At 66.3% G+C, this 26,529-nt stretch carries 29 protein-coding genes; 15 read left to right on the top strand and 14 right to left on the bottom strand.

Annotated elements, in window-relative coordinates:
* Nucleotides 1-16: 16 nt before the first annotated feature.
* From NU1_RS32370 to NU1_RS32380, 3 genes are read left to right on the top strand one after another with little or no spacing between them, the layout of a single operon-like run.
* Nucleotides 17-832: an exodeoxyribonuclease III gene (locus tag NU1_RS32370; protein WP_067527281.1), complete on the top strand. Its 816-nt coding sequence runs from the start codon at nt 17-19 to the stop codon at nt 830-832.
* Nucleotides 829-1,335, top strand: a complete 507-nt coding sequence (locus tag NU1_RS32375) for a guanyl-specific ribonuclease (protein WP_245720415.1) — start codon at nt 829-831, stop codon at nt 1,333-1,335. Before NU1_RS32370 ends, NU1_RS32375 begins: the two co-directional genes overlap by 4 nt.
* Complete coding sequence (locus NU1_RS32380) at nt 1,335-1,868, top strand: barstar family protein (protein WP_067527282.1); 534 nt, start codon at nt 1,335-1,337, stop codon at nt 1,866-1,868. The genes NU1_RS32375 and NU1_RS32380 overlap by 1 nt, the downstream gene beginning before the upstream one ends.
* A 292-nt stretch (nt 1,869-2,160) precedes the next feature.
* On the opposite strand, the gene NU1_RS32385 is transcribed toward NU1_RS32380, so the two are convergent.
* A complete protein-coding gene (locus NU1_RS32385; protein ID WP_067527283.1) occupies nt 2,161-2,802 on the bottom strand; it encodes a TetR/AcrR family transcriptional regulator in 642 nt (213 codons plus the stop codon).
* A 107-nt stretch (nt 2,803-2,909) separates the two neighbouring features.
* Between NU1_RS32385 and NU1_RS32390 the strand changes: the two genes are divergently transcribed.
* From NU1_RS32390 to yhjD, 3 genes are all read left to right on the top strand, one after another.
* Nucleotides 2,910-3,854, top strand: coding sequence for an oxygenase MpaB family protein (locus NU1_RS32390; RefSeq protein WP_067527284.1), 945 nt, complete (start codon nt 2,910-2,912; stop codon nt 3,852-3,854).
* A gap of 55 nt (nt 3,855-3,909) precedes the next feature.
* A complete protein-coding gene (trpS, locus tag NU1_RS32395) occupies nt 3,910-4,935 on the top strand; it encodes a tryptophan--tRNA ligase (protein ID WP_067527285.1) in 1,026 nt (341 codons plus the stop codon).
* 75 nt (nt 4,936-5,010) lie between these two features.
* Nucleotides 5,011-6,036 carry an inner membrane protein YhjD gene (gene yhjD, locus NU1_RS32400; protein ID WP_084522017.1) on the top strand — a complete coding sequence of 342 codons (1,026 nt, stop codon included), beginning with the start codon at nt 5,011-5,013 and terminating at the stop codon, nt 6,034-6,036.
* A gap of 59 nt (nt 6,037-6,095) precedes the next feature.
* Here the strand turns inward: yhjD and NU1_RS32405 are convergent, their stop codons facing one another.
* Entirely contained in the window at nt 6,096-7,493 is a 1,398-nt protein-coding gene (locus NU1_RS32405) for a D-alanyl-D-alanine carboxypeptidase family protein (protein ID WP_084522012.1), read from the bottom strand.
* A gap of 221 nt (nt 7,494-7,714) precedes the next feature.
* Nucleotides 7,715-8,392: a nuclear transport factor 2 family protein gene (locus NU1_RS32410; RefSeq protein ID WP_067527287.1), complete on the bottom strand. Its 678-nt coding sequence runs from the start codon at nt 8,390-8,392 to the stop codon at nt 7,715-7,717.
* A gap of 220 nt (nt 8,393-8,612) precedes the next feature.
* Between NU1_RS32410 and NU1_RS32415 the strand changes: the two genes are divergently transcribed.
* Nucleotides 8,613-10,127 (top strand): MFS transporter, encoded by a 1,515-nt coding sequence (locus NU1_RS32415; protein WP_067527288.1) that lies wholly within the window; start codon nt 8,613-8,615, stop codon nt 10,125-10,127.
* Nucleotides 10,117-10,734, top strand: a complete 618-nt coding sequence (locus NU1_RS32420) for an acyl-CoA-like ligand-binding transcription factor (protein WP_245720416.1) — start codon at nt 10,117-10,119, stop codon at nt 10,732-10,734. Before NU1_RS32415 ends, NU1_RS32420 begins: the two co-directional genes overlap by 11 nt.
* On the opposite strand, the gene NU1_RS32425 is transcribed toward NU1_RS32420, so the two are convergent.
* Complete coding sequence (locus NU1_RS32425) at nt 10,703-11,596, bottom strand: phenylalanine 4-monooxygenase (RefSeq protein ID WP_067527290.1); 894 nt, start codon at nt 11,594-11,596, stop codon at nt 10,703-10,705. The genes NU1_RS32420 and NU1_RS32425 overlap by 32 nt on opposite strands.
* Nucleotides 11,597-12,144: 548 nt before the next feature.
* On the opposite strand from NU1_RS32425, the gene NU1_RS32430 reads away from it, so the two are divergent.
* The gene (locus NU1_RS32430; protein WP_067527291.1) at nt 12,145-12,915 is read left to right on the top strand and encodes an ATP-binding protein; all 771 of its coding nucleotides are present in this window, start codon (nt 12,145-12,147) and stop codon (nt 12,913-12,915) included.
* Between the two features lie 37 nt (nt 12,916-12,952).
* Here the strand turns inward: NU1_RS32430 and NU1_RS32435 are convergent, their stop codons facing one another.
* The 4 genes from NU1_RS32435 to sdhC are packed head-to-tail and all read right to left on the bottom strand — an operon-like array spanning nt 12,953 to nt 16,376.
* Entirely contained in the window at nt 12,953-13,726 is a 774-nt protein-coding gene (locus tag NU1_RS32435) for a succinate dehydrogenase iron-sulfur subunit (protein WP_067527292.1), read from the bottom strand.
* Nucleotides 13,726-15,525, bottom strand: a complete 1,800-nt coding sequence (gene sdhA / locus NU1_RS32440) for a succinate dehydrogenase flavoprotein subunit (protein WP_067527293.1) — start codon at nt 15,523-15,525, stop codon at nt 13,726-13,728. Before sdhA ends, NU1_RS32435 begins: the two co-directional genes overlap by 1 nt.
* A gap of 16 nt (nt 15,526-15,541) precedes the next feature.
* Nucleotides 15,542-15,976: a succinate dehydrogenase hydrophobic membrane anchor subunit gene (locus tag NU1_RS32445; protein ID WP_067527294.1), complete on the bottom strand. Its 435-nt coding sequence runs from the start codon at nt 15,974-15,976 to the stop codon at nt 15,542-15,544.
* A gap of 4 nt (nt 15,977-15,980) precedes the next feature.
* Nucleotides 15,981-16,376, bottom strand: coding sequence for a succinate dehydrogenase, cytochrome b556 subunit (gene sdhC / locus NU1_RS32450; RefSeq protein ID WP_067527295.1), 396 nt, complete (start codon nt 16,374-16,376; stop codon nt 15,981-15,983).
* 303 nt (nt 16,377-16,679) lie between these two features.
* Between sdhC and NU1_RS32455 the strand changes: the two genes are divergently transcribed.
* The 5 genes from NU1_RS32455 to NU1_RS32475 all read left to right on the top strand — a co-directional run bounded on the left by NU1_RS32455 (nt 16,680) and on the right by NU1_RS32475 (nt 21,144).
* Nucleotides 16,680-17,081, top strand: coding sequence for a cytidine deaminase (locus tag NU1_RS32455; protein WP_067527296.1), 402 nt, complete (start codon nt 16,680-16,682; stop codon nt 17,079-17,081).
* Between the two features lie 177 nt (nt 17,082-17,258).
* A complete protein-coding gene (locus NU1_RS32460; RefSeq protein ID WP_067527313.1) occupies nt 17,259-18,545 on the top strand; it encodes a thymidine phosphorylase in 1,287 nt (428 codons plus the stop codon).
* 60 nt (nt 18,546-18,605) lie between these two features.
* Nucleotides 18,606-18,878: an excalibur calcium-binding domain-containing protein gene (locus NU1_RS32465; RefSeq protein ID WP_169815177.1), complete on the top strand. Its 273-nt coding sequence runs from the start codon at nt 18,606-18,608 to the stop codon at nt 18,876-18,878.
* Nucleotides 18,879-19,060: 182 nt separating this feature from the next.
* Nucleotides 19,061-20,152: an adenosine deaminase gene (locus NU1_RS32470; RefSeq protein WP_067527298.1), complete on the top strand. Its 1,092-nt coding sequence runs from the start codon at nt 19,061-19,063 to the stop codon at nt 20,150-20,152.
* Nucleotides 20,153-20,481: 329 nt separating this feature from the next.
* Entirely contained in the window at nt 20,482-21,144 is a 663-nt protein-coding gene (locus NU1_RS32475) for a hypothetical protein (RefSeq protein ID WP_067527299.1), read from the top strand.
* A 320-nt stretch (nt 21,145-21,464) separates the two neighbouring features.
* On the opposite strand, the gene NU1_RS32480 is transcribed toward NU1_RS32475, so the two are convergent.
* From NU1_RS32480 to NU1_RS32505, 6 genes are all read right to left on the bottom strand, one after another.
* Complete coding sequence (locus tag NU1_RS32480; RefSeq protein WP_067527300.1) at nt 21,465-22,721, bottom strand: SatS C-terminal domain-containing protein; 1,257 nt, start codon at nt 22,719-22,721, stop codon at nt 21,465-21,467.
* Nucleotides 22,722-22,746: 25 nt separating this feature from the next.
* On the bottom strand, nt 22,747-23,076 hold the full coding sequence (locus NU1_RS32485; RefSeq protein WP_067527301.1) for a YbaB/EbfC family nucleoid-associated protein: 330 nt from the start codon (nt 23,074-23,076) through the stop codon (nt 22,747-22,749).
* Nucleotides 23,073-23,411 (bottom strand): hypothetical protein, encoded by a 339-nt coding sequence (locus NU1_RS32490; protein WP_067527302.1) that lies wholly within the window; start codon nt 23,409-23,411, stop codon nt 23,073-23,075. The genes NU1_RS32485 and NU1_RS32490 overlap by 4 nt, the downstream gene beginning before the upstream one ends.
* Before the next feature lie 127 nt (nt 23,412-23,538).
* Nucleotides 23,539-24,690 (bottom strand): NlpC/P60 family protein, encoded by a 1,152-nt coding sequence (locus tag NU1_RS32495; RefSeq protein ID WP_067527303.1) that lies wholly within the window; start codon nt 24,688-24,690, stop codon nt 23,539-23,541.
* A gap of 158 nt (nt 24,691-24,848) precedes the next feature.
* Nucleotides 24,849-25,307: a hypothetical protein gene (locus tag NU1_RS32500; RefSeq protein WP_067527304.1), complete on the bottom strand. Its 459-nt coding sequence runs from the start codon at nt 25,305-25,307 to the stop codon at nt 24,849-24,851.
* On the bottom strand, nt 25,304-25,627 hold the full coding sequence (locus NU1_RS32505; protein WP_067527305.1) for a type VII secretion target: 324 nt from the start codon (nt 25,625-25,627) through the stop codon (nt 25,304-25,306). Before NU1_RS32505 ends, NU1_RS32500 begins: the two co-directional genes overlap by 4 nt.
* Before the next feature lie 143 nt (nt 25,628-25,770).
* On the opposite strand from NU1_RS32505, the gene upp reads away from it, so the two are divergent.
* The gene (upp, locus tag NU1_RS32510; protein WP_067527306.1) at nt 25,771-26,394 is read left to right on the top strand and encodes a uracil phosphoribosyltransferase; all 624 of its coding nucleotides are present in this window, start codon (nt 25,771-25,773) and stop codon (nt 26,392-26,394) included.
* The last annotated feature ends 135 nt before the right edge of the window (nt 26,395-26,529 follow it).

Raw genomic sequence — 26,529 nt, forward strand, 5'->3', positions numbered from 1 at the left:
ATTGTACGGTCGTAGCGTGCCCACCATCATCTCAACGATCAACGTCAACGGGATCCGAGCGGCGACCGGTAAGACCGGTAAGGGGATGCTCGAGTGGCTGGCCGCCACCGAGGCCGACATCATCTGCCTCCAGGAGACACGAGCAACCGACGAGCAGACCCGGAAGGCGCTGGCGCCGGCCCTGGATGCCGGATGGTTCCTGAGCCTGGCCGAACCAGGTGTGAAGGGTCGGGCGGGCGTCGCTGTCCTCTCGCGGCGCGAACCTCGGGCCGTGCGTATCGGCATCGGCCGTGCCGAGAACGGAACCTGGGTTCCCAGTGCCGAATTCGGCGGTACCGGCCGCTATATCGAGGCCGAATTCGATGAGGTGACCGTGGCCAGTGTGTACGTGCACACCGGTGAGGCCGACACCCCGATGCAGGAAGAGAAGTACCGCTTCCTCGATGAGGTGGGCGCGCGCATGCACGCGCAGACCGGTGACTTCGTTATCTGCGGGGACTGGAATATCGGTCACTCCGAACTCGACATCAAGAACTGGAAGGGCAATATCAAGAACTCCGGGTTCCTGCCGCAAGAGCGGGCCTGGGTGTCGAGCATGCTCGCCGCCGGTTATGTGGATGTGGTGCGCGAACTGCATCCCGGCGTCGAAGGACCCTATAGCTGGTGGTCCTATCGCGGCCGCGCCTACGATAATGACGCCGGCTGGCGCATCGACTACCACCTCGCCCGTGGCGATATCGCCACCCGCGCCAAGCAGGCCGTGGTGGAACGCGCCGATACCTACGCGCTGCGCTGGTCCGACCACGCTCCGGTCACGGTGCAATACCGGTGACGGTCTCACCGCGCCTACGCGCCTGGCTCCTGCTCGGGGCCGCCCTGGTGATGGCTGTGGTGGCGGTGCTGGCCTCGCGTGGCGGCGATTCCGCACAGGATACGAGCTCTCCCAATGGGACTCGGACCGCCGCGACGGCCACTACCGCGCCGAAACCCGGCCCAGCCACCAAATCCGGTGCGCCCGCGGGGACGTCCGCCGCTCCGGTCAGTCGAGTCGCGGGTATCCCGGACCGTGCCTATCAAACCCTCGTCGAAATCGACGCGGGCCGCTGGCCGGATTCCGCCGATGCCCCCGGAACGCGCGGCGGTGACACATATTTCAACCGTTCGCGGGCTCTTCCCGCCAAGGACGCGACGGGCAAGACCATCGCTTATCAGGAATGGGATGTGAACCCCAAACGCCGGGGCCAGGGTCGAGATGCCGAACGGATAGTCACCGGCAGTGATGGATCGGCCTGGTACACCGGCGACCACTACGACACCTTCACGAGGATGCGCTGATGGCCCGGCCGATCTCGCTCTCCCGGTTCCTGTCCGTGGCCGAAACGGCCCCCGCCGACGATGGGAGAACCGCGCGGAAGTCCGATCGCGTCGAGCAGCGGTCGTCGGTCCTGGGCGCACTGCCGGTCAGCGCCGCGGAATTCAGTGGGGTGCGCTACGCGACCCCCGACGACTACGCGGCCCGGGAGGTGCGAGGGAGCCGGATGCGCACGGTGGCAGGCGTTTTCGACGAGTTCGCCGCGGCGCTGCAATTCCCGTACTACTTCGGCGGCAATAAGGACGCCTTCGACGAGTGTCTGCGCGATCTGGACGATTTCATCGGCCCCGTCCGCGGGTATGTGATCGCCGTCCGCGATGCGGCGCAGGTGCTCGGCGAGGAGCCCGACCAGCGGACGTGGTTCGCCGAAGCCATGGTCGACTGCGCCGACTACTGGGCGCGAAGGGATGTGGTCTTCCGCGTGGTGTTGCAGGGAGATGCACCGGCCGGGGTTTCAGCGGCTCGACTGGAGCTCGACTCGCGAAACCGGGAGTGACGCACCGGCGCAGGTCATCCGCTCGTCTCATCCCGGTGTGCCGACCCTCGACGTCATGGCGCAGCGACCCGGTCATCTCGGCCCGCTGCTCGCCGCCAGCCCCGTCATCCCGGCGTGCTTTTGGCCGGGATCCACTCCTGCCGAAGGTGGATTCCGGCCAAAAACACGCCGGAATGACGAAGGGGTCGGTGGTTCAGTCGCGGCGCGAGCACGCAGTCTCGGGATGGCGAGGGAGTTGGTGGTTCAGGCGCGGCGCGAGCGTGTGGCCTCGTGACGGGGGAGGCGGTGTGGTTCAGCGCCGACGCGAGCGCGCGGCCAGATCCTCGCCGAGTAGCACGAAGACCTCGGTGGTCTGATCGATGAGTTCCTCGCGGGTCATCGGCAGATCGCCCTGTAGCCAGCTGGCGAGGGTCTGCATGAGCCCGCCCACCAGGTAGGTGGCGCGGAAGCCGATGGCGGGATCGGGCTCGCTATCGGTAATGCCGTAGAAGTCGATGCCCTCGGCGGCAATCAGATTCGCGAAGGTGCGAATGGTCTGCATTGTGCGTGAGCGTAATTCGGGTGTGGTGGAGCTGACCAGCAGCGCGACCCGGGTCTTGCGCGGGTCGTCGGTGAGGACGTTGATACCGGCGGCGACGGCGGCGTGCGCCTTGCCGTGGGTGTCGTCGGGGGCGGTGATCAGGGCGCGCAGGACGGCGGAGGCCAACTCTTCGGCAATGGTGTCGAAGACGGCGTTCAGGACGGCGTCGCGGCTGTCGAACTGCTCGTAGTAGTAGCGCTCATTGAGGCCCGCGCGGGTGCAGAGCCCGGCGACGGTCAGGCGGTCGACTCCCTCGGTGCCGAGGATTTCGAGGGCGGCGTCGAGCAGGGCTGTTCGTCGCTGCGCGCGGCGTTGTTCCGCGGATATGCCGCCGTAGGTCCGCTGCCTGGTCACGAGGAGATTGTGGCACGGCCGCAATTCTGGCAGGAGGTCTTGCCAGAATTATTATTCTGGTGGATGCTGATGCCAGATTGACGTGCGTCACACCCTGGGAGGCAACGATGCCTGCACACTCGACCGAACCCGGTTACTTCTCCGACGATTCGATGATCCGCCGCGTCATGCGCAAGCGGGCCGTGGGTATCACCTATGGCCAGCGCGCACTGGTCATAGGCGCGGTCAACCCACTGCTCTACGTGGGCACCGCCGAGAACACCCAGCACCGGCAGACGCCCTACACCCGGCTCGCGCTCACCGGCCGCCTGTTCGAGGCGGTATTCCTCGGCAGTAAGGCCGAAGCCGATCGGGCCCTGGCCTTCACCGGTAAGAAGCACGCGAAAGTCAATGGCGGACTGCCCGAGAGCGCGGGCGAGAAGCATCCGGCGGGCTCCCGCTACTCCGCCCGCGACCCGCACCTCATGTACATGACCATGGCCTTCACCTTCGATTCCGCCGAGGTCATGCACGATCTGCTGGTTCGCCGCCTCACCGATACCGAGCGCGAAGGCCTCTACCAGGACTATTGCCGCTGGGGAGAACTGTTCGGCATGCCGCGCTCGGCCGCCCCCGCCACCTACCCGGAGTTCCGCAGCTCCTTCGACGCCTATCTGGCCTCGGACGAACTGTTCCTCACCGAGGAAGCGAAACTGGTCGGTTCCTACCTCATGGGCCAGCGCGTGGCCTATCCCATGGCCAGGCCACTGCAGCAGGCCGCGAATGGATTCGCCATGCTGGTCCAGGGCAGCCTGCCGCCTCGTATTCGCGAAATGTACGGCCTGAAATGGGGTATTCCGGAGGAGGTCGTCTACCGCGGCGTCGCTCAGGCGGTTCGCACCGCGCACATCGCCCCGCCCCTGGTACCCAAACCACTGCGCGGCCCACTGTCCGGCATGAGCCACCCGCTGTACCGGCTCCTCACCCGTCGCGAACAGCAGTTGGTCAACTCCGGTCGCCCCAGCATGCCCGGCGTCGACCCACGTCCGCTCGCTGTGCGACTCGGAGCCTGACCGACAGCGGGGGTGGCCCGGAAAAGGGCTGGACCGGCCGTGGGAAGATCGCTTTATGTCCAGCCCTGCCTCCACTCCCGAACGCAAACAGCGGGTCCTGTCCGGGATCCAGCCGACCAGCGATTCGTTCCACCTCGGCAACTACCTTGGCGCGGTGCAGTATTGGGTGCGGTTGCAGGACGACTTCGACGCCTTCTACTTCATTCCGGATCTGCACGCCATTACGGTGCCGCAGGATCCGAAGCAGCTGCGCAGGCGGACCAAGGTTTCGGCGGCGCAGCTGCTCGCGGTCGGCGTGGACCCGAAGAAGTCCACCCTGTTCGTGCAGTCGCAGGTGCCCGAGCATGCGGAACTGGCCTGGGTGCTGAACTGCATCACCGGTTTCGGCGAGGCCAGCCGGATGACCCAGTTCAAGGACAAGTCGGCGAAACAGGGTGCGGAGAACGCCACCGTCGGTCTGTTTACCTACCCGGTGCTCATGGCCGCCGATATCCTGCTCTACCGCCCGCAGCTGGTGCCGGTCGGTGAGGATCAGCGCCAACATCTGGAGCTGACCCGAAATCTGGCGCAGCGCTTCAATACTCGCTTCAAGAAGACGTTTGTGGTGCCCGAGCCGCATATTGTCTCCGGTACCGCCAAGATCTACGACCTGCAGGATCCGACCGCCAAGATGAGCAAATCGGCCAGCTCCGATTCGGGTCTGATCAGTCTGCTCGACGATCCCAAGATCTCGGCCAAGAAGATCCGCTCGGCGGTCACCGACACCGAACGCGAGATCCGCTACGACCCGGAAAACAAGCCGGGCGTCTCCAACCTGCTCACCATGCTCAGCGCCATGACCGAAACCCCCATCGTGTCCCTCGAACAGGATTATGTGGGTAAGGGTTACGGCGATCTGAAGGCCGACACCGCCGACGCGCTGATCGAATTTGTCACGCCTCTGCAGGCGAAGGTGGAAGAGTATATGGCTGACCAGGGCGAACTCGACCGCATTCTCGCCGCGGGCGCGGAGCGGGCGCGTGAGGTCGCCGGCAAGACGCTCGCGCAGGTATACGACCGGGTCGGCCTCCTGGCTCGCTGAGCCGGGCGGCGGCATACCGCCGGTCGCATCTCCGCGGGGGCGTAGCGGACATACCCCTTCGGGGGTGTGGTGGAGGTGAGCGTGTTCGAGAAGGTCCAGGCGCGAATCGAAAGTTCTATTCAGGCGCGCCCATGGCTCGACCACCTGGTTCGCGCGGGCGGCCGGTACCAGCGGCAGCGCGGCGACTACTACGCCGCGGGGATTACCTATTTCACCGTGCTGTCGCTGTTTCCGGTGCTGATGGTGAGTTTCGCGGTGGCCGGTTTCATCCTGGCGAACAATCCGGATCTGCTCGTCGAGATCCAGCAGAAGATTGTCGAGAACATTCCGGGTTCGGCGGGCGACCAGCTCAATGATCTGATCGACCAGGCGATCGAATCGCGTACGGGCGTCGGCGTGATCGGTTTGGCGACGGGCTTCTACGCCGGATTGGGCTGGGTCGCGAATCTGCGCGCCGCGCTCACCGAGCAGTGGGATCAGCAGCCGCAGGAACAGGATTGGTTGCACACCAAGCTGTCGGACCTGCTGGCCCTGATCGGACTGGGTGCCGCGTCGGTGATATCGCTGGGCCTGTCCATTCTCGCGGGCAGTGGACTGGTCGGGAGCCTGTTGCGGCGCTTCGGCGTCGAGAACGCGCCCTGGGCCACGGTGCTGCTGACCCTGCTGTCGGTACTGCTCGCGATATTGGCGACCTGGGCATTGTTCACCTGGGTCATCGCTCGCATGCCGCGCCACGCGGTAACCCTGCGCAGTGCCGCCCGGGCGGCACTCATAGCGGCCATCGCCTTCGAGATCTTCAAGCAACTGGCGACCCTGATTCTGAAGAAGGTGGCCACCAGCCCGGCCGGTGTCGCCTTCGGTCCGATTATCGGCCTGATGGTGTTCAGCTACGTGACCGCCCGGATCATTCTGTTCGCCACCGCGTGGGCCGCGACCGCCTCGGAAAATGAAGTCCAGGCCGATATTCCGGCACCCGGACCCGCGGTGATCGAGCCACGGGTGCGCGGCCGCGGCATGGGACCCGAGGTGGGCGCTGCCCTGTTCGGTGCGGGCGCGTTGACCGCGGGGCTACTGTCGGCCCTGCGTCGCCGCCACCGCTAGGTTGCCGTGAAACTCGTCATCCCGGCAATGTCGCCGCCAAACGGGCAAGAGGTTCGGCGTCAGCGGCGGCGGTGGAGGCGACGGGCTCCGGCCAGTAGCACCAGCACCAGGACGCTGCCGCCCACCATGAGGGTGACCCGGAGATTGTCGCGGTCCCGGTCCAGAGGCGGTGCGGCGGCGGCATCGTCCATGGGCGGACTCGCCAGCACCACATCGGAATTCGACGACGGGTTCGAGGGCCCGTCGGCACTGGGGAGTTCGCCGATAGTCGCGCTGTCGGGCAGGGCGAAACCGTAGTCGAGGAGTTCGGTGGCCTGCTCCCACGGGCGCAACGGGCGCACCTCGGCCTGTAACAGGGTGACGACCAGGCGGCGTCCGTCGCGCTCGGCGGCGGCCACGAAGGTCTGCCGGGCATCGTCGGTGAAGCCGGTCTTACCGCCGAGCGCGCCGTCGTAATTGAAGAGCAGGTGATTGTCGTTGCCGATGGGATATCCGGGACGGTCCTTGCCGTCCGGATTCGTCGGATCGGCCGGATAGCCCGGGAAATCGGCCTGTTCGGTATGAATGAGCTCGGCGAACAGCGGGATATCCATGGCATCGCGGAACAGCACCGACAGGTCGTATGCCGAGGTGCTCATCCCGGGGCCGTCCAGACCGGACGGGGTGGCGGCGCGAGTATCGAAGGCCTGCAACTGTTTCGCGCGCGCGTTCATCATGGCCACGGTGGCCTCGTCACCGCCGAGCTGGGCGGCGACGGCATGCGCGGCGTCATTGCCCGACGCCATGATGAGTGCCTGGAACAGTTGCAGATTGGTGTAGCGCCCGCCCGGACCGATACCGACGGCGGTGCCTTCCATATTCGCGTCCTCCTGGGTGCCGGTCACCACCGTGTCCTGGTCGAGCGCACGCAGCGCGACCGCCGCCAACAGCACCTTGATGGTCGAGGCCGGTCGGTAGCGCCCATGCGGATCCTTGGCGGCCAGCACCTGCCCGGTATCGAGGTCCGACACCATCCACGCCGTCGCGGAGATGCCTTCGGGCACCTGTGGCACACCCTTCGGCAGCACTACGCCGCACCCACCGAGTTTGTCCCCGCCGACCGGTTTCGCCGGTATGGCAAGGGGTTTGGGTGTGGGCTGCCCCGGCGCGGGCACCTCGGAGGTATCGACGGGCGGTGGGGGAGTGGTCTTGTTCGGGCAGCTGTCCGTATTCGGGGTGGTGAACGGCGTTGTGCTGGTGGGTGATTGCGTAGTCGGTGGTTGAGCGGTCGCGATACCCGGAGCGGGGCCGATACCCGTCAGCGCGGTGGCCCCGGCCGTGAGCAGTGCCGCAGTGATTGCCGTGGTCCGGCGGCGCACGCGGCGTCGCGCCCGTGCCGGTAGCTGTCCACCCGGGCGTGACTGGTGCGGCACGGATTCGTGGTCGTGGGGCGCGAGCCGACGGTGGCGAATACTCATCGCGGATGAGCTTAAAGGGGTGTTCGCGACATCTCGCGGCACACCCCACCCCCGTCGGTCGGACAGGCGGGCAGGTCGTCGCACCTCTCCCGTCATTCCGGCGCGCGTTTGGCCGAATCCACCACGCTGGCGACGAGTTCAGTGGATTCCGGCCACGAGCATGCCGGAATGACGGGGTGCGTGAGGCCTGAAAGTCAGGTGAAAAACCCTCGGGGGTAAGGCTATTCGTCGGAACCCTGCCGCACCGGGCAGCCGTGCGCCAGTGGTCCGAGTAGCTTGTTGTTGTCGTAGAAGTGCTCGAGTTCGAGGATGCGCAGGTCCTCGCTGACCTTGGCGATGGTGATACCGGTCATTTCGATGAGTTCGCCGGTGGGCTGGTGGCCCTGGTATTCGCCGGTATAGCGGCCCCAGTGCCGCCATTTGAAGGTGACGGTGGGCGGGCCGGACAGGACTTCCAGGACCTCCCAGAAGAATCCGCCCGGAAAGGCGGTATGGAAGATGTCGTGTGAGGATTCGAAGGTCTGGCCGCCGGGGTAGTAGGGGTTCTCGCCGATGAGGATGTTGTAGCTGCCGATCCGAGCGAATTCCTCGGAGTTCTGCCACGGTCCGCCATTGACCCGCCCACGGTAGTGCTCGGCGACCAGGGATACCCAGGTGGCCGGATCCTTCTTGTGCGAGACCTCCATTTCGAAGACCTTCACCAGCTCCTCGACGATGGCCTCCAGTGAGCCCGGGGCGTGCTCGGTACTTCGCTCCTTCGGCATCACCTCCTTGCTGAGGTGGTACTCGGGGGACTCCGCGCGCCAACTCTCGACTGCCGCAGCGGCAATCACAGCATCCCGCCCCCGCAGATGCAGTGGGGTTTCGACGGCTTCGGACTCTGTTGCTTCAACGCTCATTTCGATCCTTAGGCGTCCGGATCCGCTGAGGTTCAGCGGAATTCGAGATCGGACCCGACGAAGCTAACAGCCGGTCACCGTGCCATCGCGACAAGTTTCCGACGTCGTCTGAAATCCGCCTGTGTCACTTCTCGGCCACCCGAGGCGCTGGATTTTGACAGCCTCTCTCAAATGAGAGACACTCTCAAATTACAGCTACTATCAAACGAATGGATCTGTCATGAAAGCTTCGGATTCGCGGCGCTGGCTGGCCCTCGGCGCGCTCGCGATCGCCATGCTGACCATCGGACTCGACATCACGGTGCTGACCGTGGCACTGCCGACCATGGCGGTAGATCTGGACGCCAGCACCTCGGCCCTGCAGTGGTTCAGCAGCGCCTACACCCTCGCGCTGGCCGCCGTCATGCTGCCCGCGGGCGCGCTCGGTGATCGATACGGCCGAAAGAAAATCCTGCTCGCGGCGCTGTTGCTCTTCGGTATCGCCTCGATAGCCTGCGCCTTCGCCCAGACCTCCGGACAGCTCATCGCCGCCCGCGCGCTACTCGGTATCGCCGCGGCGGCTACCGTGCCACTGTCCATGGCGGTGCTACCGAGCCTGTTCCCGGATCCGGACGCGCGGCAGCGCGCGCTCACCATCTGGATCACTTCGACCGCCATCGGTGTTCCACTGGGGCCGATCGTCGGCGGGTGGCTGCTCCAGCACTACTGGTGGGGTTCGGTATTCCTGATCAATGTGCCGATGGTGATCGTGGGCGCGATCGCGGTGGCGCTGCTGGTGCCGGAGTCACGCAGTGGCACGGTGCGTCGCATCGATCTACCCGGCGTGGTGCTGTCGTCGGTCGGAATGCTCGGCCTCACCTATGGTTTCATTCGCATCGGGGAGCGGGACTGGGGTCATCGACCGGCCTGGCTGGCTGTTGCCGCCGGGGTGGCGCTGCTGGCTGCCTTCCTGCTCTGGCAGCGCCGGGCCGCGACTCCGCTCATCGATCTCGCACTCTTCGCCGGTCCCGGATTCCGCTGGGGCACTGTCTATTTGATTCTCGCCAACTTCGCCATGTTCGGCATGTTCTTTACCGTGCCGCAGTATTCGCAGTCGGTGCTCGGGGTCGACACCCTCGGAAGCGGGCTGCAGCTGTTGCCGCTGATCGGGGGCGTTGTGATCGGTACCCGGATCAATGACGTGGTGCTCCCCAGACTGGGTGCGAAAGTGGTGCTGACAGTCGGCTTCGGCCTGCTCACCGTGGGACTCGGCCTGGGTGGGTTGACGACCATCGACAGCGGCTTCCCGTACACGGCGGTGTGGACCACCGTGCTCGGTATCGGCATGGGGTTCGTCATGCCGTCGGCCATGGGACTGGCCATGGGCGAACTCGATGAGGATCGCTCCGGCTCGGGATCTGCGCTGCTGCAAGCACTTCGGCAGGCGGGCGGCACCATTGGCGTGGCGGTTCTCGGTACCGTGCTCGCCACGCAGTACCGTTCCGACCTCGGCGCGTTGAATCGGCCGCCGATTTCCGAAGGCGTGAATGTCGGCGTCGCGGTGGCCGATGAGCTGCGCGACCCGGCCATGCTCGAACAGGTGCGCTCCGCCTTCGTGGGCGGGATGAGCGCCATGCTGTGGGTGAGCGCCGGAATCTGTCTGGGGGCGACCGTGCTCGCCGCCGTCGTCACCCGCTCCCGGGCGGCACGATCGCCGGGCGAGTCCGATCCGGCACAATCGGTTCATGCCGGTTGAATCCACACCCGTATCGCCAGTGTCATCCGCCCAGCCGGAGCGGATGACACTGCGCGAGCGGAAGAAGGAACGCACTCGGCGCACCATTCGCCTCGAGGCGTTTCGACTGTTCCACGAGCAGGGTTATCCCGCGACCACCGTGGAGCAGATCGCCGAAGCGGCCGAGGTCTCCCCGAGTACCTTCTTCCGCTACTTCCCCTCCAAGGAACGGGTGGTATTCGTCGACGATCTGGATCCGATCCTGATGCGGAAGTTCGAGGAACAGCCCTCGGAACTGTCCGCACTGGAAGCCTTCCTGCGAGCCACGCTGGAAACGTTCGAATCGCTGGACCGCGAGCAATTCGAATTCGAGCGGGAGCGAGCCGCACTCGTTCGAGCCATCCCCGAATTGCGGGGTGTGCTGGCATGGGAGATGGACCGCAATGTCGACATGGTCTCGGAACTGGTCGCGCGGCGTAACGGGCGGGAGCCGGACGATTTCGAGGTGCGGGCCTTGGCCGGAGCCCTGATCGGGGCGGCGCAGGCGGCGCTGCTGGACCGCGACCCCTTCGACCCCGACGCCATCACCCGCCTGATCACTTTCCTGTCGGCTGGGATGCCACTCTGAGCGGTGACTCGTCATCCATCCCGGCGAAGAAGCCGCCCACCATATCCTCGATTTCGGCAATGGAATCCGCGCAGTACAGCACCGGTTGATAGTGCGTGATGTCGTAGTCGACGGTGCCCATCTCGGCGATATTCAGCGGCCGTAGCTCGGCGCCGCGGAACTCCTCGATCTCCCCGAACGAGGACAGCAGTCCCGCACCGTAGCAACGGACTTCGCCGTGCTCGCGCACCACGCCGAACTCCATCGAGAACCAGAACACATCGGCCAGGAATTTCAGCGCGGTATCGGTTTCGAGCCGGGCGACGGCCGCGCCCACCTCGTTGTAGATGGCGGCGAAGCGAGGGCTCGCCAATTGATTGGCATGGCCCAGGATTTCGTGGACGGCATCGGGCTCCGGGGTGTACAGCGGCGCGGAATGATGCCGAATGTACTGGGTGGAGTGGAAGATTCGGTCCGCGAAGGAACCGAAGAACTGCCGTAGCGGCACCAGCCCGGCGGCGGGTACATAGCGGAAACCCGTGAGTGGGAACAGTTTCTCGGAAACCTCGCCGAGCTGGGGGATATGGTCGGCGGGCAGGCCGAGGTGCTCGGCGGCCGCCAGCACCTCGGCACAGGCGTAGCGGCGGCGTTTGCGGGCCAGTTCGGCGGAGACGATCCGCCAGACCTCTTGTTCCTCGGCGGTGTAGTCGACCCGGGGTAACGGTTCGCCGGGGCGGTACGCCATGGCGAGGGCGGCAATCGTATTGCGGCGGGTCCGGTATGCGGGGTCGTGCACACCGGGGTGCTCGTCGCTCAGATGCACCGTCACATCGCCATCGGCGCCCGTGGTCACCGGCGAGTACAGCTGAGCTTCGGTGAACATACCTCAAGGCAAGCACCGTCGGCCGCTGCCGACAACAAAAGCCCGCGCAGCTGTGCAGATTGTCTAGCTGCGTGGGTCTGTAATGGGCTCTGACCGATTTCGGTTCCGGATTGGCTGTGCAGCGAGCGCACCGTGACCGTCCGGTGCCGGGTGGTCGGTCGATTGCGGAGTGCCCCGGGGTGCGATGCGAAAGAAAACCGGCATCTGAGCTATTCCGGACATATTCGCCAACGTCATTGCGAGCAAAGATCTTTCACATCCACTCGTCTGGTAGGGGCGGCAGGTTTCCTGCTCGCCATAGTGGATATCCAGTTGAAGTAAGCGTGTGAATCAGCGAGAACTTCGGGCTCTCGACCGGGTGGATTTGCCTCTGCAAAGTGCGCTGGGAGCGCCGGGCCGGGAATGTCGTCGTGGGTATCTCTGGAGAGATCAATCTGATGACAGCAGGCAAACTCGATACGGACCTACGCCGAGCGGGCGCGTCCATGGGCAGCGGAGCTGCCGTGGGTCACGCCATATCCTCGGCCCGACATTGGTAGTTGAGTGTGATGTCGGTCGGGACCGGGATCCGCTGGGAACGGAACGTACGGCAGGGCTGCTCGGTAGTCTCCCCACACGGTGAGCTCAATGCCCGCACCTACCGTCAACTCAGCGATGACCTGGTCAAATTCGCCATGGACGAACCACGTGCGGTGATCGTTGTGCTCGACGATCTCCGGGTGGATGGTGAACCGCTACTGACCGCCTTTTCCAGCGCACGGATGCGAGTCGGTGAATGGCCGGGCGTGCCGATCATATTGGTGGTCGAGTCCGCGAACCGGCGACAATGGCTGGAATCCAGTGCGATTCGCCGATTCGTCCCGGTCTTCGACTCGGTGTCGGCGGCCGTCCACACCGTGGACGCACCCCTGCGGCGACGTGCCCGTTTCGATATCGGCCGCGCCGGGGATTGCGCCCAGCGAGCCCGCCGATTCGTAGCCGATACCTGCGACCGCTGGGGGGCCACCGATATCCGTGGAGACGCGTTATTGGTCGTCACCGAGTTGGTCGAGAACGCGTTTCTACACGCGCGCGATGACAGCGATATCCGACTGCGCGTGGAATGGCGCGACGACCTGCTGACCATCGCGGTCGCCGACTCCGATCCGCGCGAGGCCGTTCTACGCGAACCCGGCCCCGGATCGGCGCGCCATTACGGATTACATGTGGTTGCCCGACTGGTCAGGGCGTGGGGCTGCGCACCGCAGATACACGGCGGCAAGGTGGTGTGGGCGAGGTTGGATAGCCGGAGCCCACGAAAAAGGCCGCCTCCGTCGTAGGACGAAGGCGACCTTCGATTTTCGAGAGTGGGCAGACTCAGCGAGCGAACAGCAGTGCGCGCTTGACTTCCTGAATCGCCTTGGTGACCTCGATGCCACGCGGGCAGGCGTCGGTGCAGTTGAACGTGGTGCGGCAGCGCCACACCCCCTCGACATCATTGAGGATGTCGAGGCGTTCGCGAGCGGCCTCGTCCCGGCTGTCGAAGATGAAGCGGTGCGCGTTCACGATCGCGGCCGGACCGAAGTAGCTGCCATCGCTCCAGTACACGGGGCAGGAGGTGGTGCAGCAGGCACACAGGATGCACTTGGTGGTGTCATCGAAGCGGGCGCGGTCGTGCTGGGACTGGATGCGCTCCCGGGTCGGCTCGTTACCCGAGGTGATCAGGTACGGCTTCACCGCCTTGAAGGCATCGAAGAACGGCTCCATATCGACCACGAGATCCTTCTCCACGGGCAGCCCGCGGATCGGCTCGACGGTCATGGTGAGTTCCTTGCCGCTCTTCGGCAGCATGTCCTTCATGAGCACCTTGCACGCCAACCGGTTCACACCGTTGATGCGCATGGCGTCCGAACCGCAGACACCGTGGGCGCAGGAGCGGCGGAAGGTGAGCGTGCCGTCCAGGTAGGACTTGATGTAGATGAGCACGTTCAGGAACCGGTCGGTCGGCAGCACGGGGACCTTGAACTCGTCCCAGTGATTGCCCAGGCCGTCCTCGGGATTGAAGCGCGCCACCTTGACGGTGACCATGACCGAGCCATTCGGCACCGGAGCGGGCTTCTGCGTATCCACCTTGTCGAGTGTGGCAGTCATCAGTACTTACGCTCCATCGGCTCGTAACGGGTCTGCACCACCGGCTTGTAGTCGAGCCGGATATCGGAGATCAGTTCCGGACTCGTCTTGTAGGCCATGGTGTGGCGCATGTAGTTGGTGTCGTCGCGGTCCGGGTAGTCCTCGCGAGCGTGGCCGCCGCGCGATTCCTTACGGTTGAGCGCACCCACCACGGTGACCTCGGCCAGCTCCAGCAGGAAGCCCAGCTCGAGCGCCTCGAGCAGGTCGCTGTTGTAGCGCTTGCCCTTGTCCTGCACCGTGATCCGCGTGTACCGCTCCTTGAGCGAGTGGATATCGCTGAGCACCTGCTTGAGGGTGTCCTCGGTGCGGAACACACCCGCGTTGGCATCCATGGTGGCCTGCAACTCGGTGCGGATATCGGCGACGCGCTCATTGCCGTGATCGGACAGGATCAGCGACAGCCAGTCCTGCACCATCTGCGCCGGGGTCTCCGGCATCTCCATGAACTCACTGCGCTGCGCGTGCTCCGCGGCGGAGATACCGGCGCGGCGGCCGAACACATTGATATCGAGCAGCGAGTTGGTGCCCAGGCGGTTCGAGCCGTGCACCGAGACGCACGCGCACTCACCGGCGGCGTACAGGCCCGGCACCACATCGGTGTTGTTGCGCAGCACTTCACCGCGAATACGGGTGGGGATGCCGCCCATGACGTAGTGGCAGGTCGGCATGACCGGCACCGGCTCCTTCACCGGGTCCACGCCCAGGTAGGTGCGCGAGAACTCGGTGATATCGGGCAGCTTCTCCTCGAGTACGTCCTCGCCGAGGTGGGTCACGTCGATGAAGACGTAATCCTTGTTCGGACCGCCACCGCGACCCTCCGCCACCTCGAGCACCATGGACCGGGCGACGATGTCACGCGGCGCGAGGTCCTTGATGGTGGGGGCGTAGCGCTCCATGAACCGTTCACCGGAGGCATTGCGCAGAATGCCGCCCTCGCCGCGGACCGCCTCGGAGATGAGGATGCCCAGACCCGCCAGACCTGTCGGATGGAACTGGTGGAATTCCATATCTTCCAGTGGCAGTCCCTTGCGGAACACGATCGCCATACCGTCACCGGTGAGGGTGTGGGCATTGGAGGTGGTCTTGTACATCCGACCCGAACCGCCGGTGGCGAAGACGATCGACTTCGCGTGGAAGACGTGCAGATCGCCGGTGGCCAGCTCGTAGGCGACCACACCGGTGGCGACCGGACCGCGCTCGGTATCGGTCAGCACCAGGTCGAGCACGTAGAACTCGTTGTAGAACTCCACGTCGTGCTTGACGCAGTTCTGGTACAGCGTCTGCAGGATCATGTGGCCGGTGCGGTCGGCGGCGTAACATGCGCGCCGAACCGGGGCCTTGCCGTGGTCACGGGTGTGACCACCGAAGCGACGCTGGTCGATCTTGCCCTCGGGGGTCCGGTTGAACGGCAGACCCATCTTCTCGAGGTCCATCACCGCGTCGATGGCTTCCTTGGCCATGATCTCCGCGGCGTCCTGGTCGACCAGGTAGTCACCACCCTTGACGGTGTCGAAGGTGTGCCACTCCCAGTTGTCTTCCTCTACATTCGCGAGCGCGGCACACATACCGCCCTGCGCCGCGCCGGTGTGGCTGCGGGTGGGGTAGAGCTTGGTCAGGACGGCGGTGCGGGCCCGGGGACCGGCTTCGATCGCCGCGCGCATGCCCGCGCCACCGGCGCCGACGATCACGACGTCGTAGCGGTGCTCCTGAACAGGACGAGATTCACCAGCACTATTGGTTCGTTCGCTGTGCTCACTCATTCGGGGCGGCCTGTTCCTAACCTGTGATGTTGGGGTCGAAGGTGAAGATGACGTACGTGCCCGTGCCCATGACCAGGATCATCGATACGACCAGCAGGAACTTCAGCCAGAAACGGGTGGAGTCCTTCCGGGCGTAATCGTCGATGACGGTCCGCAGGCCGTTGCCGCCGTGCAGCTGGGCCAGCCACAACATGGAGAGGTCCCAGAGCTGCCAGAACGGGCTGGCCCAGCGACCCGCCACGAAGGCGAAGTTCAGCCGCTGCACGCCGCCGTCGATCATCAGCATGATGAACATGTGGCCGATGACCAGCACGACCAGAAGCAGGCCGGAGGCACGCATGAAGAGCCACGCGTACTTCTCGAAGTTATTGCCGCCGGTGCGGCGCGGCGCGCGGGGCGCGTCCAGGCTGGCGGGCCGGTCGTAGGACTTGCCGAGAACTGGTGCGGTCATGGTCTCAGTGCTCCGTCAGCAGGTAGAAGAACTGGCGGCCGATTCCGGCGCCCGCGACAAGGATCCATACGGCCAGCACGACCCAGAGCATCTGCTTCTGGAAACGCGGACCCTGCGACCAGAAGTCGACGAGAATGACCCGGATGCCGTTGAACGCGTGGAACAGGACACAGACGACCAGGCCCATTTCCATCAGGGCGACCAACGGGGTCTTGTAGAGGTCGATCGCCTGGTCGTAGGTATCCGGACTGACCCGCACCAGGGCGGTGTCCAGGACGTGTACGAAAAGGAAGAAGAAGATCGTCACACCGGTGATGCGGTGCAGAGCCCAGGACCACATGCCGGGGTCGCCTCGGTACAGGGTCCGCTTCGGCTTGGCCGGAGCTTCTAGTGTGGTCATAGAGTGCGGTGCCTCCAACGTCGTTGATGGACCCGGTCAAGTCCGCCGCGGGAGCCACGTAGGCTGTTCGATAACACCAGCTCACAGCCGGAATCGAAGTCCCGGTTGCTGTGTTCCGGTCCGCTGCCGGGTACCTGAACCGATCTGTCGTGAACTCTAATCCCAGCCCTTGGGCGGAACTAATTCGGCGTGCCGCTCGTTGGCCCGAATTTGCCTTAGTTAGGTTTGCCTTTCCTGATTTTCAGAGGTCTTCACAGGGGGTGCTCAGTGGCTACAGTCGCGGATATGCAAGGAAGGTCCGATATGCCGGAGATCGATTGGGATAGCTTGCGCCGCAAGGCATCTGAAGTAATGCATAATGCGTATGCCCCCTACTCCCGATTCCCTGTCGGGGCGGCGGCTCTCACCGGCGACGGTCGCATTGTGAGCGGCTGCAATGTGGAAAATATCTCATACGGATTAGGCCTCTGCGCCGAATGTGTACTGGTCGGTAACTTGATTTCGACCGGAGGGGGACGGCTTTCGGCGGTCTCGGTCTGCGATTCGCGCGGGGTAATCCTGATGCCCTGTGGACGGTGTCGGCAGGTGCTCTACGAGCACGGGGGAGCGCGGCTGCTCGTCGACCACCGCGACGGACCGGTCGCCCTGCGCGAGCTGCTGCCGGATGCCTTCGGGCCCGACGATTTGTCCGCTGGGCAGCAGTAACCACCGCTGCACCGCTGGGCTCGACCCGTCACCTCGATCGCGTTCACCGCTCTCGCCATCCCGGCATGTCGCCCCGTTCACGCCGGAATGACGGGTGCGGGGATGCTGGGATGACGGGAACGGGGCGCCATGTCATGACGCGGTCGCGGTCGTCATGGAAGGGTTGCGGGCGTGAGTGTGCATTCGGCGGTCTCGGTGATTACGACGAAGCGTGACGGGGGAGAGCTCAGCGACGACCAGATCGACTGGGTGGTGGACGCCTTCACCCGTGGTGAAGTGGCCGACGAGCAGATGGCGGCGCTGGCCATGGCCATTGTGTGGCGGGGGATGACGCGGCGGGAGACCGCGCGCTGGACCACCGCCATGATCGGTTCGGGTCGGCGATTGGATTTCACCGATCTGCCGCGGCCGACCGTCGACAAGCACTCCACGGGTGGCGTGGGAGACAAGATCACCTTGCCGCTGGCTCCGCTGGTCGCGGCCTGCGGGGCGGCGGTGCCGCAGCTATCGGGACGTGGGCTCGGACATACCGGTGGCACCCTCGACAAGCTGGAGGCGATCGCGGGCTGGCAGGCCGATATCTCGGTGCCGCGGATGCGGGAGATCCTCGCGGATCCGAAGGCAGGCGCGGTGGTGTGCGCGGCGGGGGTCGATCTGGCGCCCGCCGATAAGCGGCTCTACGCGCTGCGCGACGTGACCGGCACGGTCGAATCCATTCCGCTCATCGCCAGCTCCATTATGAGCAAGAAGATCGCCGAGGGCACCGGGGCGCTGGTGCTGGATGTGAAGGTCGGGCGCGGGGCGTTCATGAAGGAGTTCGATACCGCCCGCGAATTGGCCACGGCCATGGTGGAACTGGGAGCCGATGCCGGAGTGCGCACCGTGGCGCTGCTGACCGCGATGAACTCCCCGCTCGGCTGCACCGCCGGCAATGCGCTCGAGGTCGCCGAATCCATCGAGGTGCTCGCGGGCGGTGGGCCCGCCGATATTGTCGAGCTCACCCTCGCGTTGGCGCGAGAGATGCTGACACAGGCCGGAATCGACGATGTGGACCCGGCCGACGCCCTGGCCGACGGTCGGGCCATGGATCACTGGCGCGCCATGGTCAGCGCCCAGGGCGGCGATCCGGACGCCCCGCTGCCGCGCGCGAAGCACACCGAAACCGTCAAGGCCCCCGGCACCGGAACACTGACTCGCCTGGACGCTCTCGATATCGGGTTGGCGGTTCGGCGGCTGGGTGCGGGTCGCGCCCGGCAGGGCGATCCGGTCCAGGCGGGAGCGGGCATTGTCCTGCACGCCAAACCTGGCGACCCTGTCTCCGCAGGCCAGCCCCTGCTCACCCTGCATACCGATACCCCCGAAGTCATTCCCTCCGTGCTGGAAGCGCTCGGCGGTGCCTTCGATATCGGCGCGGCGGACGAATTCACCGCCACCCCACTGCTGTTGGACCGTATCGAACCCTGACCACAGCCTCCCGAAATGCCCGACCCACCCGCCGAAACGGCGGTTGCGGTGGAGAGGGTGATGAATCGAACCAAATCCCGATTGGCGCGTTCGGTTTCAGCCGGGCTGGCGGGTGCGGCCGTCGCCACCACTCTTCTCCTGGCAGCACCGATGGCCGGTGCCCGGGAGCCGGATGTCTGGCCCCCGAAGCCATCCACCTCGGAGTCCGAGCCGCGCCCGTACTACGTCAACTGCACGCAGGTGCAGCGGGAGGAGAGCGGACCCCTCCTCGCGGGCCAACCTGGCTACCGCCCCGGCTTGGACAAGGACGGCAACGGCATCGCCTGCGATTGATCGCACCGCGGCATGGTTTTTGGATACGCAACGTGACAACTGATCTCGTGAGATTCGGGGTAACTCGTCGGGTACGCCCAAGACTCGACCCCCACTTGACGTATGTACGGGTCGAGAAATTTCGTGGCACTCAGCCGCCCGCTGAAGTTTCGGGGAGGCGGGGGAGCGTCTAACGTGGATTCATGACTGGACCGACGCCCCTAACCCTTGCTTCGATCCGCCAGGCACCCAAGGCCGTACTGCACGATCATCTCGACGGCGGGCTGCGGCCCGCGACCGTGCTCGAGTTGGCGCGTGACTGTGGATATGACCAGCTTCCGGCCGCCGACGCCGATACCCTCGGCCGGTGGTTCCGAGACGCCGCGAACAGCGGATCGCTGGAACGCTATCTGGAAACCTTCGACCACACCGTGGCCGTTATGCAGACCCCGGAAGGGCTGCGACGGGTCGCCCGGGAATGCGCGATCGATCTCGCCGACGACGGTGTGGTGTACGCCGAGGTGCGATTCGCGCCGGAACAACACCTCGAGGCCGGACTCAGCCTCGACGAGGTGGTCGAGCACACCCTCGAGGGCTTCCGGGAGGGGGAGCGGCTCGCCGCCGAGGCGGGCCATCCGATTCGCGTCACCTGCCTGCTCACCGCCATGCGGCATGCGGCCCGCGGGCGCGAGATCGCCGAACTCACGGTGCGCTTCCGCGATCGCGGCGTCGGCGGTTTCGATATCGCCGGAGCCGAGGCCGGATACCCTCCCACCCGGCACCTGGACGCCTTCGAATACCTGCGATCGCAGCACGCGCACTTCACGATTCACGCGGGCGAGGCCTTCGGTCTGCCGTCCATCCACGAGGCGCTGGCCTTCTGCGGATGCGATCGGCTCGGGCACGGAGTGCGCATTACCGATGACATCACCGACTCCGCCGACGGTCCGAAGCTTGGCCTGGTCGCGAACTATGTGCGAGACATGCGAATTCCGCTCGAACTGTGTCCGTCATCGAATGTGCAGACCGGTGCCGTGCCGTCGCTGGAGAAGCATCCGTTCGACGTCCTGGCCCGGCTGCGCTTCCGCGTTACCGTCAATACCGACAACCGGTTGATGAGCGACACCACAATGAGCCGCGAAATGCACAAGCTGGTAGCGACTTTCGACTACGGCTGGAGCGATCTGGAGCGATTCACCATCAATGCCATGAAGTCGGCGTTCATTCCATTCCCGGACCGGTTGCGGATTATCGACGAGGTGATCAAGCCGGGGTACGCGGTCCTGCTCGGCTGACGCCTGCTGGACGTGCCGCGCGCTTCGGCCCGAGACCGTAGGGCCTGTGGACTGTTGTGCGTTCCGGGCTCGGCCCCGAGCCCGCTGGACCTTCGTGTGGTTGGGTCGGCCGGTCCGGATGTCGCCGTATGCGTCGTGGAGGGCCCTCGGTCCGGTGTACAGCCCACGCGGTCCGCGCTGCCCGGACATGTTGCGCGGTCTGCGGCTCAGCCCGAGACCGGTATATGTGCGTGTACGACCGTGGCGATGGGACCGGCCGGGTAGGCGCGCGGGCCCAGCGGGAAGGCGGGCGAGTCCGGGTGGACGAGGGTTCGTTACCGTGGCGAACCATGACGACTCTGCGGATCCCCGGCCGATTCAACGGGCCGCCCGATTCGGGCAATGGCGGCTACGTGGCGGGCCTGCTGGCCGCCCGGCGCGATGATGCCGTCGTAACGGTCGTGCTGCGGAGCCCGCCGCGACTGGAGGTTCCGCTGGCCGTCCGTGACGGCGGACTGTTCGACGGCGACACCCTGGTCGCGCAATCCACCCCCGGACAGTTCCAACAGGACGCGCCTCGGCCGGTGCCGTATCCGGAAGCGGCGGCCGCGACCAGCGAATACCAGAGCAATACGATCTTCGGCCACTGCTTCGTCTGCGGCAGCGAGCGCACCGACGGACTGCGCATCCAACCCGGCGTGGTGAGCGAAGGGGTGGTGGCCGCACCCTTCACCCCCGACGGCACCGTCGATATCGGCGTGCCCCTGCTGTGGGCCGCCATGGACTGTCCCGGTGGCTGGTCCGTTCCCGAAATGTTCGAGCGCCCAGCGGTTCTCGGCTCCATGACCGCCACGGTCCACACGCTGCCGAAACCAGGCGAGCAGTGCGTGGTCGTCGGCGTATTCCGTGATCAGGAGGGCCGCAAGGCCCGCACGTCGACCGTGCTCTACGGTGCGGACGAGCGGTTGCTCGGCCGCGCCGAGCAGGTGTGGATTCGGCTCGCCGCGGCCTGATTGCCGCCAGCGCCCTGCGGCTGCACGGGCTGGGTCGTCATTCCGGCGTGTTCTCGGCCGGAATCCGCACTTCCGCATTGTGATCCCGGCCAAAAGCATGCCGGGATGACGAGGTGTGGCAGGTATGCCGTGTTGGCCGGGTGTGGCAAGCGTGGCGGGGCGATCGGTGTGGCAGGTATCCGGTTTCGACCGGGTGTGGCAAGTATCGCGGGTGGATAGGACCGGCTCGCGCGCTGGAGCTCGGTGGTTTGTCTGGATAGACAGCGGTGCCCTCTCCCCGCAATGCGGGGAGAGGGCACCGAGTCGAATCAGCCTGTGGCTCAGCTCTTCGTGAGGTCCCAGCCCTTCTGGACCTCGAGCCGGGCTTCGAGCGCCTGCTCCAGCACCCGCCACTGCGCCGCCTCGGCGTCGAACGGTGCGCTCGGGGCCAGGCGGCTCGGGTCCGGGTTCAGCAGGTAGGAGACGTACCAGCCGAGCGGGGTGGAGGGGGCGAGAGCCGTCTCCACGGCATCGTCTTCGGCGTAATCGGCTGCGTCGGTGAGCAATTCGACCGCCAGGTCGAGCTGTTCCACATCCACCGCCTTCGGGCCGGTGGCGAGATCGTCGGCGAGGCCCGGCAGCACGTAGACGTTCTCGTCGGTGACCTCCACCTCCAGCGAACCGTCGATCGCGGCGGTCTGCACCTCGCCGTAGGTGCTCACCTGCGCCAGATCGTGTTCGTGGTCGTCGGCCAGGTAGCGGGCCAGCGCGCGCTCGGAGGTGAAGACGGTGATGGTGCCGTCGGTGCCGAGGAAGACCGGCTCATCGTCGAGGTAGCAGCGCAGCGTGAAGTAGATGCCATCGGAAGTGATGATCTTGACCGGATCGATGCCGACATCGTGCCAGAACGACTCGTCGTCGTCCTCGTCGTCGAGGTCGACCTGCTCGATATCCTCATCGGTCTCGGCCGCATCCTCGGCGTCGACGATATTCTCTTCCGCCGCAAGCAGTTCCGCCTCCGCGATGGCCACCGCGTCGGCATCGACATCCGGGGACTCGACCACCGAGTCGATGGCGTCGAGCACCGCGTCCCAATCCTTGTTGATGGCCGCGCCGATCTGGTCCCACAGCTCGCCACCCTCCTGGCCCACGAAGGCGCCCACGCCACCGGGCAGCGCGCCCAGGGCCGGATGCGAGCCGAAGAATTTGGTGACCACGTCGAGTTCGCAGACCTCGCCGATATTGCGCACCATGTCGAGGGTTTCCTCGAGTTCGCCGACGATTTCCGCATCCGGATCGCCCGCGACCAGCTCCATGACCCCGACCAGATCGAAGACGTACTGCTCTTCGGGCTCCAGTTCGGCCGCCGACAAGCCGGCGATGATCTTCCATGCCGGGTGGTCGACCAGGTCGTTGTCGGCGTTGTTGCGAATGAACGCGGCCAGCTCCGCGACGGTCTCGAAACCGTAGAGGGAGTCCTCGTGTCCGAGGAATGCCTCCCACTCGTCGTCACCGTCCCGCCAGCGCGGTGCCCACAGGGTGACGAGATCGCCGTTGGTCAGACCGAGCTCGATCGGGACGATGTCTCCAGAAGCCATGCCGGAAGCCTAGCCAGTGGCGGCGTCAGGCACTATCCGGGTCGCCCGCAACATTTCCCGGCGTGAATGACTCGTTCAATCGGGCAACGATCCGGGAGCGTTGCGCACCCGCTTCAGCGGCCGCCCGGCCGCACGCCCACAGGATCAATTGTGCGACCTCGGCGGGCGGTCGGGAGGTCACCGATTCGGTCAGCCACAGGCCGACGAGCGCACCCTCGCCGTCGACTTCGGCGGTGACCGAGCCATCGTCGGCACGGAAGCTGCCGCGCACCCGCTTCAGGTCGTAGAGTGCCGCCTCGAGGGCCTCCAGCTGGTTGGTGACCCCGGTGACCAGCGCGTCCATCTCCGCGCTCATACCGGCTTCACCCAACTCGTCTGCCCGGTGTCTTCGTCGTCGAGGCGATCGAGTTCGTCCACCGCGTCCTGGCGGGTGGGTAGGCCGAGACGGTCGAGGGCGTCGTCCGGCATACCCGCCTCGGCGAGGAGTTCGCGGCGACGCGCCTTGGCGGCAATGGTCGAGCGCTTGGTCAGCCGCAGGATCTCATCGGCGAGAGCCTGTGCACCGTAACGGTATTCGCCGCGGTCGAAGGAGATCTCCACCGGCATGCCCTGATCGGTCGCGCGGACCGTCACGGTGCCCGCGCGCGAGCTGCTGCTCGCCACGGTCACATTCGGAACCGGCGCGCTCACGCTGCCTCCACAGCTCCGGAGTGGCCCGCCCCGGGGGTACGAGTTGGTATCGCGACGGCCTGGCCGCTCATGTCGTGTCCATCTAGTGAGTGGTCTCGCGACCCGCGCTCCCGCACGCCCTGACCGCTCATGCCGTCGGCCTGTAGAAACCGAGGAACCGCATTCCTGAGTTCTCCGTTCGAATCGGACCTACCTGGACGGGATTGCCCGCCTCCACCAATTGCCCGTTGCCGATCACCATGGCCACGTGCCCGTCCCACACCAGCAAATCGCCCGGCAGCACCTCGCCCGGACCCACCCGCATATGCCCATCGCCCTGCTGCTGCGCCAACCGCGGTAGCGGCACTCCGGCCTCCGCGTACGCCCACTGCGTCAGCCCGCTGCAATCCAACCCCACACCGGGTGTGGTGCCGCCCCAGACATACGGCGTGCCCACCTCGCTGAGTGCGTTGCGCACCGCGTCCGCCGCCTGCTGATTGGGCGCTTCCACGGTACTGCCGTCGGGGAGCGTGATCTTCACCCCCTGTCCGGTCGAGCTGGGATGGGTGCGGTCGTCGGCCGTCGGTCGCGTGCTGGCCGGGGTGGTCGTCGAACTGCCGAGTGCGGCCGGAACGGTGAGCGCGCCACCCGCCAATTGTGACCCGGTATCGAGCATTCGCGTACCGAGCGCCGTGCCGGAACCCGAGTCGTATCCCACGACCCCGCCGACACCGGCCGGTGTGGTCGATGAGGAGTCCGACTCGACCACCACGGGTCCAGCGGGTACCGGGGTCGGCGGCGGAGTGATCAGCTCACCCATCGCGGCGGTCTCCTCCTCGAGCTCCACCCGCACCCGCCGCACCACAGCGAGCGCCCGCCCCAGATGGTCGATAGCGACCGCCACCACCGCCCCGATCCCGGTCGGGCCCAGTGCGGCCGGTCCCAACGCCGCCACCGCCGAAGTGAACGACCGCAGAATCTCCTCCAACTCCCGCTGTCCGCTGGCCACGATGCCCGTAGCTCGCTCCACCACCTCGGCCATCGCTCGCCCTCGATCGGCCAATTCCGCCAGTGAGGTCTGCCCCCGCATCTCCTGTCCCATGGCGGCATCCCCGCCCACCCCCTGCCACACCCCATACAGCTGATCGATCCCCACCCGCCCCGCCGAATGGATCGCATCGAGCTCATCGGACAACCGCCGCAACACCTCCGCGGCCTCGCCGCCCCCACTCCCCGCCCCCAGGCTCGCCCGCAGAGCAGTGATCGGTTGCGCCAACGCGGCGATATCGACCGCACTCATCGCTCACCCCCGCACCCGACACCCACGCCACCCCTGCGGCCGCCCCCTATGACAATCGGCCAGCCCCGCACGGATCCGGCCCGGTGCCGCGGCGTGTGGTGTGCGCCTTCGGCACGATGCCACGACAGCGCGATGCCCTGCCCGGCCGGCTCGCGCGTTCATATCCCCGGCTCCGCCATGGCCGTGCCCGTGCCAATCGCCCGAGCGGCTCGCGACTCATCGGTGCCGCCACCGGATCGCACACCGGTTGGCCGCACCGCACGATCGAATACGACTGTCATGTGTTTCTCCTTGGTGGCGGCGTGCGACAGGGCCGACGCGGCCTCGCGATCGAATACGCGGTGCTTCCGAACAACCGCGTCGTGCACCCGGGGCTGGAGTGCGACGGCGCGTCGGCGGTCCGCCGCGGCCTCGGCCGCGGTGCGCGGGCTGTCCGCCCGGCTGGATGCGACTACAGGCGGCAGAGCGGCTGTGGCGGTCGGATACTGCGGCGCGGCGCGTGGTGCCACGAGATCGGTGGCTGTCACCGCGCGGGGTGCCCGCGCGGCACGTCCCCATGCCGTCGAACCTGCGGCGGTCCCGAAGAACCGTGCGGCCCGGTCGGATACGGCCGTCATGCGCCCAGCTCCGCGGCGGTGGCGCGGAGGGTGTTCGCGCGGGCGGTGTCGGTCGCGGCGTAGAGGCTCGCCGCGCCCGTGGATGTGGTGCTCATGCTGGTCAGTACTGCCGAGAGGGTGCCGACCGTGGCGATATGTCCGGCGTGGGCGGCGGTGTAGGCGGCTACGAAGTCGGTGCCGATGAGGCCGAGGAGCGGGGTGAGTAGGTGAGGGCTGGCGGCTGCGCCGTGGGTGGCGGCGGTGGCCAGGTCGGTGGCCAGGAGTTGGGTTGTGGCGGCGTGGGTCAGCAGGCCGTCGGGATCGACCGTGAGTCGGTGCATCGCAGTCCCCCAATACGCGAAGTGTCGGCAGAGTGGGTCGTTCAGGGAATTGGACGCGTGGCGCGGCGGGGCGGTTCCGGGGACGACGGAAAAGCGCAGGCCGTCGGCGTGGCGTCGGCTGACTCGCCGTATCCTCTCCTTACATGCGCACCCAGATCGTGGATCACCCCCTCGCGGCCGCCCTGCTCACCACCATGCGTGACGCCCGCACCTCGAATCCAACCTTCCGGGCCGCGCTGCGGGACCTCACGGCACTGCTGGTCTACGAGGCCATGCGGGAGGCGCCCGTGGAGACCTTCCCCATCACCACCCCTGTCGCCGCCGCCGAGGGCACCCGCCTGGCCGCCCCGCCGCTGCTGGTCCCGGTGCTGCGGGCCGGACTCGGCATGGTCGAGACCGCCGAGAGTCTCGTCCCCGATGCCCGCATCGGCTTCGTCGGCCTGGCCCGCGACGAGAAGACCCACCAGCCGACCCCGTACATGGAATCCCTCCCCGACGACCTGTCCGATACGCCGGTCATCGTCCTGGACCCCATGCTTGCCACCGGCGGCTCCATGGTCTACACCCTGGACCTATTGGCCACCCGCAATGCCCGCGACATCACCGTCCTCTGCGTGGTCGCCGCACCCGAAGGCATTGCTGCCCTGCGAAAGTCGGGCCACCCCATCCGCCTCGTCACCGCCTCCGTAGACCGCGGTCTCAACTCCGAAGCCTTCATCGTCCCCGGCCTCGGCGACGCGGGCGATCGCCAATTCGGCCCCCGCTGAACCTGTTACGAGCTGGCTCCGGTCGGCCGCAGGCGACCGACTGGTTGGGGTCGGGGTTCGCCGGGCGGTCGGAGTTTCGGTTCTCGGGGCCTACGTAGCCAAGTCGGGAGCGTGCGTGGCGGTTCCAGCCGGGTG

It is taken from the genome of Nocardia uniformis NBRC 13702 (assembly GCF_001613345.1).
Lineage (GTDB): Bacteria > Actinomycetota > Actinomycetes > Mycobacteriales > Mycobacteriaceae > Nocardia > Nocardia uniformis.

Bases quoted from the DNA above. Each gene is read 5' to 3' on its own strand.
- NU1_RS32380 (WP_067527282.1), top strand. From the start codon at position 1,335: ATGGCCCGGCCGATCTCGCTCTCCCGGTTCCTGTCCGTGGCCGAAACG.
- NU1_RS32390 (WP_067527284.1), top strand. From the start codon at position 2,910: ATGCCTGCACACTCGACCGAACCCGGTTACTTCTCCGACGATTCGATG.
- trpS (WP_067527285.1), top strand. From the start codon at position 3,910: ATGTCCAGCCCTGCCTCCACTCCCGAACGCAAACAGCGGGTCCTGTCC.
- NU1_RS32405 (WP_084522012.1), bottom strand. From the start codon at position 7,493: ATGAGTATTCGCCACCGTCGGCTCGCGCCCCACGACCACGAATCCGTG.
- NU1_RS32410 (WP_067527287.1), bottom strand. From the start codon at position 8,392: ATGAGCGTTGAAGCAACAGAGTCCGAAGCCGTCGAAACCCCACTGCAT.
- NU1_RS32415 (WP_067527288.1), top strand. From the start codon at position 8,613: ATGAAAGCTTCGGATTCGCGGCGCTGGCTGGCCCTCGGCGCGCTCGCG.
- NU1_RS32420 (WP_245720416.1), top strand. From the start codon at position 10,117: ATGCCGGTTGAATCCACACCCGTATCGCCAGTGTCATCCGCCCAGCCG.
- NU1_RS32425 (WP_067527290.1), bottom strand. From the start codon at position 11,596: ATGTTCACCGAAGCTCAGCTGTACTCGCCGGTGACCACGGGCGCCGAT.
- NU1_RS32430 (WP_067527291.1), top strand. From the start codon at position 12,145: ATGTCGGTCGGGACCGGGATCCGCTGGGAACGGAACGTACGGCAGGGC.
- NU1_RS32435 (WP_067527292.1), bottom strand. From the start codon at position 13,726: ATGACTGCCACACTCGACAAGGTGGATACGCAGAAGCCCGCTCCGGTG.
- sdhA (WP_067527293.1), bottom strand. From the start codon at position 15,525: ATGAGTGAGCACAGCGAACGAACCAATAGTGCTGGTGAATCTCGTCCT.
- NU1_RS32445 (WP_067527294.1), bottom strand. From the start codon at position 15,976: ATGACCGCACCAGTTCTCGGCAAGTCCTACGACCGGCCCGCCAGCCTG.
- sdhC (WP_067527295.1), bottom strand. From the start codon at position 16,376: ATGACCACACTAGAAGCTCCGGCCAAGCCGAAGCGGACCCTGTACCGA.
- NU1_RS32455 (WP_067527296.1), top strand. From the start codon at position 16,680: ATGCCGGAGATCGATTGGGATAGCTTGCGCCGCAAGGCATCTGAAGTA.
- NU1_RS32465 (WP_169815177.1), top strand. From the start codon at position 18,606: ATGAATCGAACCAAATCCCGATTGGCGCGTTCGGTTTCAGCCGGGCTG.
- NU1_RS32470 (WP_067527298.1), top strand. From the start codon at position 19,061: ATGACTGGACCGACGCCCCTAACCCTTGCTTCGATCCGCCAGGCACCC.
- NU1_RS32475 (WP_067527299.1), top strand. From the start codon at position 20,482: ATGACGACTCTGCGGATCCCCGGCCGATTCAACGGGCCGCCCGATTCG.
- NU1_RS32480 (WP_067527300.1), bottom strand. From the start codon at position 22,721: ATGGCTTCTGGAGACATCGTCCCGATCGAGCTCGGTCTGACCAACGGC.
- NU1_RS32485 (WP_067527301.1), bottom strand. From the start codon at position 23,076: ATGAGCGCGGAGATGGACGCGCTGGTCACCGGGGTCACCAACCAGCTG.
- NU1_RS32495 (WP_067527303.1), bottom strand. From the start codon at position 24,690: ATGAGTGCGGTCGATATCGCCGCGTTGGCGCAACCGATCACTGCTCTG.
- NU1_RS32500 (WP_067527304.1), bottom strand. From the start codon at position 25,307: ATGACGGCCGTATCCGACCGGGCCGCACGGTTCTTCGGGACCGCCGCA.
- NU1_RS32505 (WP_067527305.1), bottom strand. From the start codon at position 25,627: ATGCACCGACTCACGGTCGATCCCGACGGCCTGCTGACCCACGCCGCC.
- upp (WP_067527306.1), top strand. From the start codon at position 25,771: ATGCGCACCCAGATCGTGGATCACCCCCTCGCGGCCGCCCTGCTCACC.